Annotated in this window: 10 protein-coding genes; 7 read left to right on the plus strand and 3 right to left on the minus strand. The window is 50.6% G+C overall.

Annotated features, from left to right (window positions below):
* Positions 1-318: 318 nt before the first annotated feature.
* Positions 319-3,141, minus strand: a complete 2,823-nt coding sequence (gene uvrA, locus OGX94_RS20175) for an excinuclease ABC subunit UvrA (RefSeq protein ID WP_003826619.1) — start codon at positions 3,139-3,141, stop codon at positions 319-321.
* Positions 3,142-3,392: 251 nt separating this feature from the next.
* Between uvrA and ssb1 the strand changes: the two genes are divergently transcribed.
* Positions 3,393-3,917, plus strand: a complete 525-nt coding sequence (ssb1, locus tag OGX94_RS20180; protein WP_003826621.1) for a single-stranded DNA-binding protein SSB1 — start codon at positions 3,393-3,395, stop codon at positions 3,915-3,917.
* A 377-nt stretch (positions 3,918-4,294) separates the two neighbouring features.
* A complete protein-coding gene (locus OGX94_RS20185; protein ID WP_286569846.1) occupies positions 4,295-6,604 on the plus strand; it encodes an autotransporter outer membrane beta-barrel domain-containing protein in 2,310 nt (769 codons plus the stop codon).
* Positions 6,605-6,685: 81 nt separating this feature from the next.
* Here the strand turns inward: OGX94_RS20185 and OGX94_RS20190 are convergent, their stop codons facing one another.
* The gene (locus tag OGX94_RS20190; RefSeq protein WP_003826625.1) at positions 6,686-6,967 is read right to left on the minus strand and encodes a YjcB family protein; all 282 of its coding nucleotides are present in this window, start codon (positions 6,965-6,967) and stop codon (positions 6,686-6,688) included.
* A 552-nt stretch (positions 6,968-7,519) separates the two neighbouring features.
* On the opposite strand from OGX94_RS20190, the gene pdeC reads away from it, so the two are divergent.
* The gene (pdeC, locus tag OGX94_RS20195) at positions 7,520-9,106 is read left to right on the plus strand and encodes a cyclic di-3',5'-guanosine monophosphate phosphodiesterase PdeC (protein ID WP_257662327.1); all 1,587 of its coding nucleotides are present in this window, start codon (positions 7,520-7,522) and stop codon (positions 9,104-9,106) included.
* A 2-nt stretch (positions 9,107-9,108) separates the two neighbouring features.
* On the opposite strand, the gene soxS is transcribed toward pdeC, so the two are convergent.
* Entirely contained in the window at positions 9,109-9,432 is a 324-nt protein-coding gene (gene soxS / locus OGX94_RS20200) for a superoxide response transcriptional regulator SoxS (RefSeq protein WP_003031731.1), read from the minus strand.
* 86 nt (positions 9,433-9,518) lie between these two features.
* Between soxS and soxR the strand changes: the two genes are divergently transcribed.
* The 4 genes from soxR (at position 9,519) to OGX94_RS20220 (ending at position 14,615) form a co-directional block, all read left to right on the plus strand.
* Positions 9,519-9,977 carry a redox-sensitive transcriptional activator SoxR gene (gene soxR, locus OGX94_RS20205; RefSeq protein ID WP_003826630.1) on the plus strand — a complete coding sequence of 153 codons (459 nt, stop codon included), beginning with the start codon at positions 9,519-9,521 and terminating at the stop codon, positions 9,975-9,977.
* A 608-nt stretch (positions 9,978-10,585) separates the two neighbouring features.
* Positions 10,586-11,935, plus strand: coding sequence for a guanine/hypoxanthine transporter GhxP (gene ghxP / locus OGX94_RS20210; protein WP_003826632.1), 1,350 nt, complete (start codon positions 10,586-10,588; stop codon positions 11,933-11,935).
* Between the two features lie 157 nt (positions 11,936-12,092).
* On the plus strand, positions 12,093-13,739 hold the full coding sequence (locus OGX94_RS20215; protein WP_003826634.1) for a Na+/H+ antiporter: 1,647 nt from the start codon (positions 12,093-12,095) through the stop codon (positions 13,737-13,739).
* A 384-nt stretch (positions 13,740-14,123) separates the two neighbouring features.
* Complete coding sequence (locus tag OGX94_RS20220; RefSeq protein WP_126957363.1) at positions 14,124-14,615, plus strand: REP-associated tyrosine transposase; 492 nt, start codon at positions 14,124-14,126, stop codon at positions 14,613-14,615.
* Positions 14,616-14,645 lie beyond the last annotated feature (30 nt).

Genomic DNA, 14,645 nt, shown 5'->3' on the forward strand with positions numbered 1-14,645 from the left:
TTTCGTAGGCCTGATAAGCGTAGCGCCATCAGGCACAACGGTTGCCGGCTGCGGCGCAAGCGCCTTATCCGGCGTACAAGATTTATGCCTGGTCTGTAGTTTCGTAGGCGCTGATAAGCGCAGTGCCATCAGGCACAACGGTTGCCGGATGCGGTGTAAGCGCTTTATCCGGCCTACAGGCTTTATGCCTGGTCTGTAGTTTCGTAGGCCTGATAAGCGCAGTGCCATCATGCACAACGGTTGCCGGATGCGGCGCAAGCGCCTTATCCGGCCTACAAGCTTCATGCATATTCTGTAGGCCAGACAAGTGTTGCGTAATTACAACAGTGGTTTGAGGAAGCGGGCTGTGTGTGAGGCTTCACACTCAGCGACCGTTTCTGGTGTGCCGGAGACAAGGATTTCGCCGCCGCCGCTGCCGCCTTCCGGACCGAGATCGACAATCCAGTCTGCGGTCTTAATCACGTCCAGATTGTGCTCAATCACTACGATGGTGTTGCCCTGATCCCGGAGTTGATGCAGCACGTCCAACAGTTGCTGAATATCCGCAAAATGCAGACCGGTGGTCGGCTCATCGAGAATATACAGCGTTTGCCCGGTACCGCGTTTGGACAGTTCGCGCGCCAGCTTCACGCGCTGTGCTTCACCGCCCGAGAGCGTGGTAGCGGACTGACCCAGTCGAATGTACGTCAGGCCAACGTCCATCAGCGTTTGCAGCTTACGTGCCAGCGCCGGAACGGCATCGAAGAACTCACGTGCTTCTTCAATCGTCATATCCAGCACTTCGTGGATAGTCTTGCCTTTGTATTTAATTTCCAGCGTTTCGCGATTATAGCGCTTGCCTTTGCACTGATCGCACGGCACGTAGATATCCGGCAGGAAGTGCATTTCGACTTTGATCACGCCATCGCCCTGACAGGCTTCACAGCGTCCGCCACGGACGTTAAAGCTGAAACGCCCCGGCGTGTAACCGCGTGCGCGTGACTCCGGTACACCGGCAAACAGTTCGCGCACTGGCGTAAACACCCCGGTGTAGGTTGCCGGGTTAGAGCGCGGCGTACGGCCAATCGGGCTTTGGTCAATGTCGATCACTTTGTCGAAATGTTCCAGGCCTTGAACGTCGCGATATGGCGCAGGTTCAGCCAGCGTCGCACCGTTTAGCGCCGTCTGTGCAATCGGGAACAGTGTGTCGTTAATCAGCGTCGATTTACCCGAACCGGAAACTCCGGTAATGCAGGTAAATAAACCTACCGGCAGCGTCAGGGTGACATCTTTCAGGTTGTTACCGCGTGCGCCGGTGAGTTTCAGTACTTTCTCTGGGTCAGCCGCAACGCGCTGTTTAGGCACTTCAATCTTGCGTTTACCGCTCATGTACTGGCCGGTCAGCGACTCAGGCACTGCCATGATGTCGTCGAGCGTCCCTTCGGCGACGACCTGACCGCCGTGAACGCCAGCGCCGGGGCCGATATCGATAACGTGGTCAGCAGCGCGAATTGCATCTTCATCGTGCTCGACCACAATAACGGTATTACCCAGATTACGCAGGTGGATAAGCGTACCCAGCAGACGTTCGTTATCGCGCTGGTGCAGGCCAATAGACGGCTCATCCAGCACGTACATTACACCGACCAGACCCGCGCCGATCTGGCTTGCCAGACGAATACGCTGGGCCTCACCGCCGGAGAGTGTTTCTGCCGAACGCGATAGCGTCAGGTAGTTGAGGCCAACGTTGACCAGGAACTTCAGACGATCGCCAATCTCTTTAAGAATTTTCTCGGCAATCTTCGCCCGCTGACCCGCAAGCTTCAGATTGTTGAAGAAATCCATTGCATGACCGATGCTCATGTCAGAAATCGCAGGCAGCGGCGTATTTTCAACAAATACGTGACGAGCTTCCCGGCGTAAACGCGTCCCTTCACAGCTGGCGCAAGGTCGGTTACTGATGAACTTGGCTAATTCTTCACGTACTGCGCTGGATTCCGTCTCTTTATAACGGCGCTCCATATTGTGCAATACGCCTTCGAACGGATGGCGACGTACGGACGTATCACCACGATCGTTCATGTATTTAAATTCGATATTCTCTTTACCGGAACCGTACAGTACCACTTTATGCACGGCAGGGTTCAGGCTGGCCCACGGGGCTTCAACGTCGAATTTATAGTGTTCCGCCAGAGACTTAAGCATCTGGAAGTAATAGAAGTTACGGCGATCCCAACCGCGGATAGCACCACCGGCCAGCGACAGTTCCGGGTTTTGGATCACCCGATCAGGATCGAAATATTGCTGCACGCCGAGACCGTCACAGGTTGGACACGCGCCCGCCGGGTTGTTAAACGAGAACAGCCGCGGTTCCAGTTCGCGCATGCTATAGCCGCAGATAGGGCAGGCGAAGTTGGCGGAGAACAGCAGCTCCTCCGCTTTCGGGTCGTCCATATCGGCAACGACCGCCGTACCGCCGGACAGTTCCAGCGCGGTTTCAAAGGATTCCGCCAGGCGCTGGGTGAGATCGTCACGGACTTTAAAGCGGTCAATCACCACTTCAATGGTGTGTTTCTTTTGCAGCTCAAGCTTGGGCGGATCGGAAAGGTCACAGACTTCACCGTCGATACGGGCGCGGATATAGCCCTGGCCTGCCAGGTTTTCCAGCGTTTTGGTGTGCTCGCCTTTACGCTCTTTAATCACCGGCGCCAGCAGCATCAGACGCTTACCTTCCGGCTGCGACAGGACGTTATCCACCATCTGGCTTACGGTCTGCGCTGCCAGGGGAACGTCGTGATCCGGACAGCGCGGCTCGCCAACGCGGGCAAACAGCAGACGCAGATAGTCGTGAATTTCGGTAATTGTACCTACCGTGGATCGCGGGTTATGGGACGTCGATTTTTGTTCAATTGAGATGGCAGGAGAGAGCCCCTCAATGTGGTCGACGTCCGGTTTTTCCATCAGCGACAGAAATTGACGCGCGTACGCGGAAAGGGATTCAACGTAACGACGCTGCCCTTCGGCATATAAGGTGTCGAAAGCGAGCGAAGATTTGCCTGAGCCCGAAAGCCCGGTGACGACAATCAGCTTGTCGCGCGGGATGACGAGGTTGATGTTTTTGAGATTATGGGTGCGGGCGCCCCGAACTTCGATCTTATCCATTCATCTTTCCCGGATTAAACGCTTTTTTGCCTGGCTGCATGGTGCTACCGGCGATCACAAACGGTTAATTATGACACAACCTGACCTGAATGGATATACAGTATTGGAATGCAAAACGCAGACGTCTGTGCAACAATGTCTGGCTGGGGTTGTTTACTGGAATCAACTTCGCAACGTAGTAAAAGCGCTATTGGAAATGCTACAATCCCGCGCTTACACTTATTCAGTAACGTTTTTCAGGAGACACGATCATGGCCAGCAGAGGCGTAAACAAGGTGATTCTCGTCGGTAATCTGGGCCAGGACCCGGAAGTACGCTATATGCCGAATGGTGGCGCAGTTGCCAACATTACGCTGGCTACTTCCGAATCCTGGCGTGATAAAGCGACCGGTGAAATGAAAGAGCAGACTGAATGGCACCGTGTTGTGCTGTTTGGCAAACTGGCGGAAGTGGCCAGCGAATATCTGCGTAAAGGTTCTCAGGTCTATATCGAAGGTCAGTTGCGTACCCGCAAATGGACCGATCAGTCCGGCGTAGAAAAGTACACCACAGAAGTTGTGGTTAACGTTGGCGGCACCATGCAAATGCTGGGTGGTCGTCAGGGGGGTGGTGCTCCGGCAGGTGGCGGTCAGCAGCAGGGCGGTTGGGGTCAACCTCAGCAGCCGCAGGGTGGCAACCAGTTCAGCGGCGGCGCGCAGTCTCGTCCGCAACAGTCAGCTCCGGCTGCGCCGTCTAACGAGCCGCCGATGGATTTCGACGACGATATTCCGTTCTAATCGTGACTAAACGATTCTTATCGTAATGAATCAAAAGCCCCATTTTATATGGGGCTTTTTGTTTTTGACGATTTTCTCATATGTATTAATCGAATGTTTTGCAAGAAAAAATCGAAATATAAATACTGTGGATAATTAACATTTTAATAGATGCATATAATAATATTGATAGCAATCAAATTTAAATAAAATATCTTAAATTTATGTGCTTAATAAGTCACAAAATATTGACAGCGTAATATTCTGCATTAAATAATGCTCTGAGATTGTCAATTCATCATTGATACAAGTGTATTGTTCTCCGATCTCTTTCTATTGGTGAGGGTTTGATAATCGTTTTGATATTTCTATATTCTTTTGTGTTTCGGAGTCTATATATGTATCAATGGAAAAATAATGCTAAGGTAATATTGCCTTTAGCATTGTCAGTGAGCATAAGTAATGCGCTATATTCTGGCGGAGCAATTGCTAAAAACTATGAGTTAAACTACATCGGTGATAATCCTGAAAGTTCGGGTATTAGCATCAAAGATACGATAGCAGGTGACAACAACTACGATTTTACGGTGAAAGTTGATAATCCTGTGCGAGGTGAAGGTAACGGTCTTGAGGTCAAGATTGGCAACATCACGAGTGATCAGGGCGGTGAATATCATATTGGTAATTACAACGTCAATATTGGTGGGACCACGCAGCAGGATCACCGTTCTGGATTAGCCTTCTTTGGGTTGTCCGCTGAGGGCAATGATACCAAAGTGACCGTCGACAACTTTAGTCTTAAAAATAATTTCCTGATTGGCTCTAAGTACACACATAACAATACTGCATTATATGCAGGCGATGGCGCTGATGTTTCCGTCAACGGCAATGTGTACATTCGTTCTGAGGTTGAGCACACCAAACAGGGTGAAGATGCAACGTTGGCCAATAACGGAATTTATGCGCGGGGTGCGGGCTCAACCATTACGGCAAACGGTGGCGATATATACATTAATACCTACGCCAGTAACTTTAAAGAACTCCTGGAGAACAATAGTGGCTACCCGAAAGGGTCATCAAAAAGTGATGCGGTCAGCGCTAAAGACGGTGGCGTCGTTAATATTAATCAGGCCGGAGGCAACAAGGTTAATCTATTAGGTAACCTCGACTTTGGCGATAAGCTTTATTCTAATACAAGCCAAATGAATATTACGCTTAATGGTGCAGATTCATACTGGCATGGACATGAAGCTAATTACTTTGATGAAAAAATCGGGAAATGGAGCGGCGATCTCAATCTTACGTTGGTGAATAATGCCCACTGGATCCCCGATGGTAAAGATGCGGAAATCAGTGCCATCACCCTGAAAGACGGCGGCACGGTAAACCTACATGGTTTTAATCTACATACCAGCCAGAGTATCAACGAAACCGTTAAAATTCATGATTTGAAAGGGAATAACGGTATTTTCCTAATTGATGTCAATACTAATAAAACAGATGAGCAACGACGCAACGGTAGTGACTTCATTGAGGTTGTTAAAAGTAGTACCGGCGGTACACATGCGATTGAAGCGTTGAATATTAACAAGCTCACTGATTTGAAGGAAGACATCTGGGTTGCCGATGCGGCAAGTAATGTGGCGTTCGAAGCGTACGATAAAGTCGATATTACGAACGAGTATGTGTATGACTATAAACCGCTGCTGCGTTCTGATATTCGTGAAGGCGATCCGCAAAGCCAGTACGGAACCAACTGGTATATCACGGGTGTTTCGACGAAAGCCAGCGCAGGTAGTAACACCGTGATAGCCAATGCCGGGCTGAACTACGCCATGGCAACTGCCCGTCTTGAAATCGACAGCCTGAATAAGCGTTTAGGCGAACTCCGCAAGGACCAGCAGCAAAATGGTCTGTGGATCCGCTATAAAGGTGGTGAAATAGAGAGTGATACAGGGAGCTACTTCAAAAACTTGTATAGCTTCTGGCAACTCGGCTATGACAACAAAGAAGAAGGCGAGGAGTCTGTCTGGACGCGAGGGATCGCCGCGCATTACATGAGAGGCAATGCAGACTTCACTTATGGTACTGGCGATAACAAGAGCTATGGTGGTTCACTTTATGTTGCCTGGAATCGTCCAGAGAAACTAGATTACCTGGATTTGGTACTGAAATATAGCCGCCATGAAAGTGACTTCAATTACAGGAACACATACGGCAACTCTGGCTTTGCAGATAGCAGTACATGGTCAATCAGTGCCAGTGCAGAATACGGTCGCGAGTTTTGCTTGGGAAACTCTACTTTTATCGAACCGCAAGGTCAGCTGGTGTATACCTATCTGGATGAGGCCAGTTATACCACCAGTAGTGGGTTGAAAGTCCGTCAAAACGATATAGACAGCGTTATTGGTCGTGTCGGATTGCGCGGAGGTTATCGGTTTGAATCGCGCCCGGATAGCGATATTTACGTGAAGCTGGATTTGCTGCATGAGTTTGCTGGCGATCGTGATGTTATCGTTTGGGGTAAAGATGCCTCACTGAAAGTGAGTGAAGGAGGAAGTGACTCTTGGATCAACTATGGTATAGGTACCAATATCCATCTTACTCAGAACAATAACTCCCGGTTGTATGTTGATCTGGAAAGGTCGGCGGGAGGTGACATTGATATGAACTGGCAGGTTAACGCGGGTTTCCGTATGGAGTGGTAGTTCATAGCCTTGAATCGGGTCACTTAACCTAAAAATGAGCGTCCGACTGAAGCCTGGGTTCAGTCGGACGCTTTCTTACGATCAGTTCAACACCATCGGCCAATCTGGCGGTGTGTGGCTCATCACGTCAACCATCACGGTTTCAATGTTCTTCCAGATAGCGGACATATCCACCAGGGTTATGCCGAGCAATCCAGTCGCAAACCAGCAGGCAAAAACCAGCCCCAAACCGCTGCTAATGACGGCCAGGCCAATATAATCTGATTTACGAAAACGGATATTGAGCGTACTGGCTAAAAACATCAGCACCGCGCTGAGTAGTTGCCACCGCAGAAGAACCACGCCAGTTGTTATTGTCGCCATGAAAAACGTCCTCAGAAAGTCTGGATGCCCAGGACAGCGCGGGGGTGTTCACCGAGGGTGTGATACTCTGGCTATCGACGGGCAATAACATGAATGAAACATTGTTTCTGTTACATGATTTTTGTGAACTATATCACAACTGGTCGTTTGTTCACCACTATTGGACGTTATTTTTGTAGGGCTAAAACCACTCTAAATGTGTGGCTTTATTTAATGAAGGGTTGATAAAAAATAACCATGCTTTAAACATGCATTTAATCTACTTGTTATATTTATCCTAAATTAAACGTTAAAAAACTTTAATGAATTTCTTAAACGCAGCCAGGATAATGCTCATAAAAAATTACTCCTTGGGGATAATAACGTTATGAAATAAGCATGACTTTAAGTTTGCCTTACGGAAAAATAATATCATCATCAACTATTATCAGACTTTTACATAGAGAAGTCTGTTGCTAATACTGATAGATTCATGCAACTTAATCAGTCGGTGTTTATAGCATCCTGCCTTGATGGGTTCTGGCATATACGAAACAGGGAAATAGGGCTGACATGAATCACAGAGCGCGACGCAAGCTGCTGAAGTTCCTGGGAACATTCATGGTGATATTGTTCCCCGTGGTGCTGGCGATATGGTTTGCACACATCCGGGCGATGACCGAAACCCATAGCCAACTCCGCTCTTTTGCTCAACTGGTGTTAAATAAAACAGAATTGGTGATCCTACAAGCTGATTTGGCGCGTGATATGGCCCAGTTGTATCAGGGTAAGATGTGTACCCCGGCACATCAGAAAAGTATGCTAAATATTATTCGCGGTCGTTTATATATCAGTGAGCTAATTTATGCGCAGGGCGATCACTTTTTGTGCTCTACGTCGATGGCGCCGCCTGTTACTTATATTATGCCGACAGCCGATTATAAACGTACGCCGGATATCTCCATCTATTACTACCGCGATACCCCTTTTTTCGCTGGCTACAGAATGACGTACATGCAACGCGGGAACTACGTCGCAGTCATCAATCCATTGTCCTACAGCGAAGTCATGTCAGATGATCCGGATCTCTCATGGGGCGTGTATGACACAGTAACAGATACGTTTTTCTCTGCCAGCGAAGCGGCGAATATTGCGCAATTCGCGCCGCTCATACGCGGTGAAGCCTCGACCTTTCAACAAGACGATCGCTTCTACACCATCGTGCATTCAGAAAAACGTCCAATTGCGATTATAGTGTCGACCTCAGACAACCGCGTAAGTCAGATTTTCTATCACGAGGCGGCATTAACCATTCCCTTCGGGATTATCTGCAGCATCCTGATACTGCTAATGTGGTGGCGCACGCGCCAGGAATACTTATCTCCCCGGCGCTTATTAAAACGCGCGATCAAAAAACGTCAGCTTTGCCTGCATTACCAGCCGATCATTGATATTAAGAATGGGCAATGTGTTGGTGCTGAAGCTCTGCTGCGCTGGCCGGGCTGTAAAGGTGAGGTGATGAGCCCGACGGAGTTTATTCCACTGGCTGAAAAAGAGGGAATGATTGAGCGGATCACGGATTATGTCGTTGAAGAGGTGTTCAACGATTTGGGGTATTTTCTTTCGGCGCATCCTCAGCTTTCTATCTCGATTAACCTTTCCGCTTCTGACTTTCATTCATCCCGATTGATTGCTCTGATTAACGACAAAAATCGTGAGTACTCCGTGGCGGCCCAGCAAATTAAAGTCGAAGTGACCGAGCGTGGGTTCATAGATGTACATAAAATGACCCCCGTAATCCAGGCGTTCCGCAAGGCGGGTTATGAAGTGGCATTTGATGATTTTGGCACGGGGTATTCCAATCTGCATAATTTGTCAGCGCTGAATGTCGATATCCTGAAGATCGACAAATCGTTTATTAGCACGTTGTCCACTAATAGCACCAGTCACTTGATTGCCGAACATATTATTGAGATGGCACAAAGCTTACACCTGAAGACGATTGCGGAAGGGGTGGAAACGAAGGAGCAAATCGAATGGCTGCTTGAACGCGGCGTACAGTATTGTCAGGGCTGGTATTTTGCGAAGGCGCTGCCGCCGCAGGAGTTCATGCACTGGATACAACGGTCGCCCGCCATACTGACGCAGAGCGGGCAATAATCTTACAGACGATGGCGGTAGTCGCTGGGAGTACGATCAAATTCGCGGCGAAACACACGCGAGAAGGTTTGTTGCGACACATAACCAAGATCCATCGCGATATCAAAAATAGGTCGCTCAGTTGTCCGTAGTTCAACGGCGGCCAGCAAAAGTCGACGCTGGCGGATGTAGTCACCCAAGGTCTGGCGCGTCACCGTGCGGAACATTCTTTGTAAATACCACTTCGAGTAACCTGATTTTTTCGCCACCGCCTCAATGTTCAGCGGTTGATCGATATGTTCATCAATCCATTCAATAAGGGTCTGAATAATCTGCTGATGGGACATAGGGCTGCCTCTTTCTCAGTATTCGATTCGTCGTTTTGTCTGTGGGCGAGTATAATTCCTCAAGTTAACTTGAGGTAAAGCGATTTATGGAAAAGAAATTACCCCGGATAAAAGCGCTGCTCACACCAGGTGAAGTCGCCAAACGTAGCGGCGTGGCGGTATCGACCCTGCATTTCTATGAAAGCAAAGGGTTAATCAGTAGCATGCGCAATAGCGGCAATCAGCGGCGATACAAACGTGATGTGTTGCGTTACGTCGCGATAATCAAGATTGCTCAACGCATCGGGATCCCGCTGGCCACGATCGGTGACGCGTTAGGTGTATTACCTGAGGGGCATTCGCTTAGTGCCAAAGAGTGGAAGCAGCTCTCTTCGCAATGGCGTGAAGAACTGGACCGACGCATTCATACTTTGGTGGCGCTACGTGATGAGCTGGATGGGTGTATTGGTTGCGGATGCTTGTCACGCAGCGATTGCCCGTTGCGTAACCCAGGCGATCAGCTTGGCGAGCAGGGGACCGGAGCGCGGCTGCTGGAAGATGATTAATTGGTTTAAAATATGTGATGGGTATGAAGGGCATAAAACTAAAGCGCCACAGAGGGCGCTTTAGTTTGGTTCCGGTCTTTGTCTTTCACTCTATCCCGCTGGTTCACGGGAGGGTTTCCCCCGACATCAACACCCCTCAGTCGAGCACATTAGGGGAGGTTCCGGCCTGTGTTGATAATGTAAGTGTAAGCCACCTCCCTCCATTTGCCAGTGAAATGGTGATTTTTTAGCCAAAAAATTTTACGCATCTTCACCTGTTTTCTTGCGCGAGTTGCGCGAAATAAACACGCCGATGTTGTAATAACTCCGCGAAATTTGTTGCCAAATTGCGCATTGACGATAACGTTTGCGCATCGACTGGTTATTTCTTGCGCGTTATAAGAAGAAATGAGTAAAAAGCGGCAAAGTTCAGTTGAAAACCAGCGTATGATCGCTGGATAATCGTTTGCTTTTTTTTACCACCCGTTTTTTATGCGCGGAGCTAAACGTTTGCTTTTTTGCGACACCCCTATTGACGCAAACCTGGCACATGGAGAAAACGTTTAGCAGGCAGTGGATTGTCCAGCACGCATAATGACGAAAAAATAAACTCTCAGGGGATGTTTTCTATGTCTACGCCTTCAGCGCGTACCGGCGGTTCACTCGACGCCTGGTTTAAAATTTCGCTCCGCGGCAGTACCGTTCGTCAGGAAGTCGTTGCCGGATTAACTACCTTCCTGGCCATGGTCTACTCCGTTATCGTGGTTCCGGGGATGCTGGGTAAAGCCGGGTTCCCGCCTGCTGCTGTATTTGTGGCGACCTGTCTGGTCGCAGGCGTCGGTTCAATCGTGATGGGCCTGTGGGCAAACCTGCCGCTGGCAATTGGTTGCGCCATTTCTCTGACCGCATTTACCGCATTCAGTCTGGTGCTGGGCCAACATATTAGCGTGCCCGTTGCGCTGGGTGCGGTGTTCCTGATGGGTGTCCTGTTTACCATCATTTCCGCGACCGGTATCCGTAGCTGGATCCTGCGCAATCTGCCGCAGGGCGTTGCGCATGGCACGGGGATTGGTATCGGCCTGTTCCTGCTGCTGATTGCGGCAAACGGTGTTGGCCTGGTGATTAAGAACCCGCTGGACGGCCTGCCGGTTGCGCTGGGTGACTTCGATACCTTCCCGGTCATTATGTCGTTGATTGGTCTGGCGGTGATTATTGGCCTCGAAAAACTGAAAGTACCGGGTGGCATTCTGCTGACCATTATCGGTATTTCCGTGGTTGGTCTGATTTTCGACCCGGCTGTGCATTTCTCCGGCATTTTTGCCATGCCGTCTCTGAGTGATGAAAACGGCAACTCGCTGATCGGCAGCCTGGATATCATGGGTGCACTGAACCCGATTGTCCTGCCGAGCGTGCTGGCGCTGGTCATGACCGCTGTCTTCGATGCAACCGGAACCATCCGCGCGGTAGCCGGACAGGCGAATCTGCTGGATAAAGACGGACAGATTATCGACGGTGGCAAAGCGCTGACCACTGACTCCCTGAGCAGCGTGTTCTCTGGTCTGGTGGGTGCAGCTCCGGCGGCGGTTTACATTGAATCCGCAGCGGGTACGGCGGCAGGCGGTAAAACTGGCCTGACAGCGATCACCGTTGGCGTACTGTTCCTGCTGATCCTGTTCCTCTCTCCGCTCTCTTATCTTGTTCCTGTGTACGCAACGGCACCTGCGCTGATGTATGTGGGTCTGTTGATGCTGAGCAACGTCGCGAAAATCGATTTCGCTGACTTTGTCGACGCAATGGCAGGACTGGTTACGGCCGTATTTATCGTGCTGACCTGTAACATCGTTACCGGCATCATGATTGGCTTTGCGACCCTGGTAATTGGCCGCATCGTTTCTGGTGAATGGCGCAAACTGAACATCGGCACCGTGGTGATCGCCATCGCGCTGGTGGCCTTCTACGCCGGCGGTTGGGCTATCTGATTCTGATTTCCTGACGATCCTAAAAACGGGTGGCTTTGGCCGCCCGTTTTCATTTTCAGAACACACTCGTTGTCTTTTGCGTTACTCTCAATTAGATAGAATTGAGGCACGACGCCTCTCATTAGCAATCATAAGAAACATCGCAAACAGGGAACGCATGGAAATCTTTTTCACCATACTTATCATGACCCTTGTGGTCTCGCTGTCGGGGGTATTTACTCGCGTATTGCCCTTCCAACTTCCTTTACCCCTTATGCAGATCGCCATCGGCGCCTTGCTGGCGTGGCCGACGTTTGGTTTGCATGTGGAATTCGATCCTGAGCTGTTCCTGGTTCTGTTCATCCCGCCGCTGCTCTTTGCCGATGGCTGGAAGACGCCAACGCGTGAGTTTCTCGAGCACGGGCGAGAGATTTTCGGCCTGGCGCTGGCGCTGGTACTGGTCACGGTGGTCGGCATTGGCTTTATGATTTACTGGCTAGTGCCGGGGATCCCTCTCATCCCAGCCTTTGCGCTGGCTGCTGTGCTATCGCCAACCGATGCTGTCGCACTTTCCGGCATTGTGGGAGAGGGACGTATACCGAAGAAAATCATGGGTATCCTGCAGGGCGAAGCGTTGATGAACGACGCCTCCGGTCTGGTCTCTCTGAAGTTTGCCGTCGCCGTGGCGATGGGCACGATGGTATTCACCGTTGGTGGCGCAACGCTTGAGTTCTTCAAAGTGGCGATTGGGGGCATCCTGGCTGGTTTTGTCGTCAGTTGGCTGTACGGCCGCTCCCTGCGCTTCCTCAGCCGCTGGGGCGGTGACGAGCCGGCAACGCAAATCGTCCTGCTGTTCCTGCTGCCGTTTGCGTCTTACCTGATTGCGGAACATATCGGCGTTTCCGGTATCCTCGCGGCGGTCGCTGCCGGGATGACGATCACCCGTTCCGGGGTGATGCGCCGCGCGCCGCTGGCGATGCGTTTACGTGCTAACAGTACCTGGGCGATGCTGGAGTTTGTATTTAACGGCATGGTCTTCTTGCTGTTAGGGCTACAGTTACCGGGAATTCTGGAGTCTTCTTTGGCGGCGGCCGAGGCCGATCCGAATGTTGAAATCTGGATGCTGTTTACCGATGTCGTGCTGATTTACGTGGCGCTAATGCTGGTACGTTTTGGCTGGCTGTGGACCATGAAAAAGTTCAGTCTGCGCTTCCTGAAGAAAAAACCGATGGAGTTTGGATCCTGGACGACGCGTGAAATCATGATCGCCTCTTTTGCCGGTGTACGCGGGGCAATTACTCTTGCTGGTGTGCTCTCCATTCCACTGTTGTTACCAGACGGTAGCGGCTTCCCGGCGCGATATGAGCTGATCTTCCTTGCCGCAGGCGTGATCCTGTTTTCGCTGTTTGTTGGCGTGGTGATGCTGCCGATTCTGCTACAACATCTGGAAGTGGCAGACCACTCGCAGCAGCAGAAAGAGGAACGTATTGCCCGCGCTGCCACGGCAGAAGTGGCGATTGTCGCGATCCAGAAAATGGAGGAGCGACTGGCCGCGGACACCGAAGAGAACATCGATAACCAGTTGCTCACCGAGGTGAGTTCACGCGTGATTGGTAACCTGCGCCGACGCGCCGACGGGCGCAACGATGTGGAAAGCTCGATGCAGGAAGAAAACCTCGAACGGCGTTTCCGCCTGGCAGCGCTACGTTCAGAACGCGCGGAGCTTTATCATCTGCGCGCCACGCGTGAAATCAGCAATGAAACGCTGCAAAAATTACTGCACGACCTGGATTTGCTGGAAGCGCTGTTGATCGAGAATCAGTAAACGGTAGTGCCTGATGCGGCCTACAAGACCGGCATACCGATGTAGGCCGGATAAGGCGTTAGCCGCATCCGGCGACGGGTGTGCCTGATGCGCTACGCTTATCAGGCCTACAAGACCGGCAACAGCGATGTAGGCCGGATAAGGCGCTAACCGCATCCGGCGAAAGGTGTGCCTGATGCGCTACGCTTATCAGGTCTACAAAACCGGCAACAGCGATGTAGGCCGGGTAAGGCGTTAGCCGCATCCGGCGAAGGGTGTGCCAAATGGCGCGCAACTGGCTGCAAGAAATTATTCATCGTGTAATTTGCGAGCGGCTTTCCTGAACGAATCCATCCCTCTTGTTGATTCCCTCTTTTCTCCATACGGTTGAGGAAAGGGGGAAACATGTCCAACTATCGACGAAATTACATCAATGGGGGAACCTGGTTTTTTACGGTAAATCTGCAGGACCGTCGAAGCCATCTTCTGACTGCCAACATTCACGCGCTTCGGTGTGCAATCGCTGCGGTCAAAAAGGTTAGGCCTTTTCGCATTAATGCGTGGGTCGTTTTACCCGAGCATATGCATTGCATATGGACGTTACCTGACAATGATGCGGATTATTCCTCTCGCTGGCGGGAAATTAAGAAGCATTTCACCCACTCATTGTCTTCCCGACATATCTGGCAATCTCGCTTTTGGGAGCACACCATCCGTGATGAACATGATTATCGCCAGCATATTGATTATATTTACATTAACCCGGTGAAGCACGGTTGGGTAAAGCTGGTACAGGACTGGCCTTTTTCAACATTTTATCGTGATGTGAGGCACGGTTTGTACCCGCAAGATTGGGCAGGTGAAATAATGGATTTTAATGCGGGTGAACGTGCCTGATGCGCTACGCTTATCAGGCCTACAAGACCA

This window comes from Citrobacter sp. Cpo037 (assembly GCF_030332945.1).
In the GTDB taxonomy this organism is placed as follows: Bacteria; Pseudomonadota; Gammaproteobacteria; order Enterobacterales; family Enterobacteriaceae; genus Citrobacter; species Citrobacter portucalensis.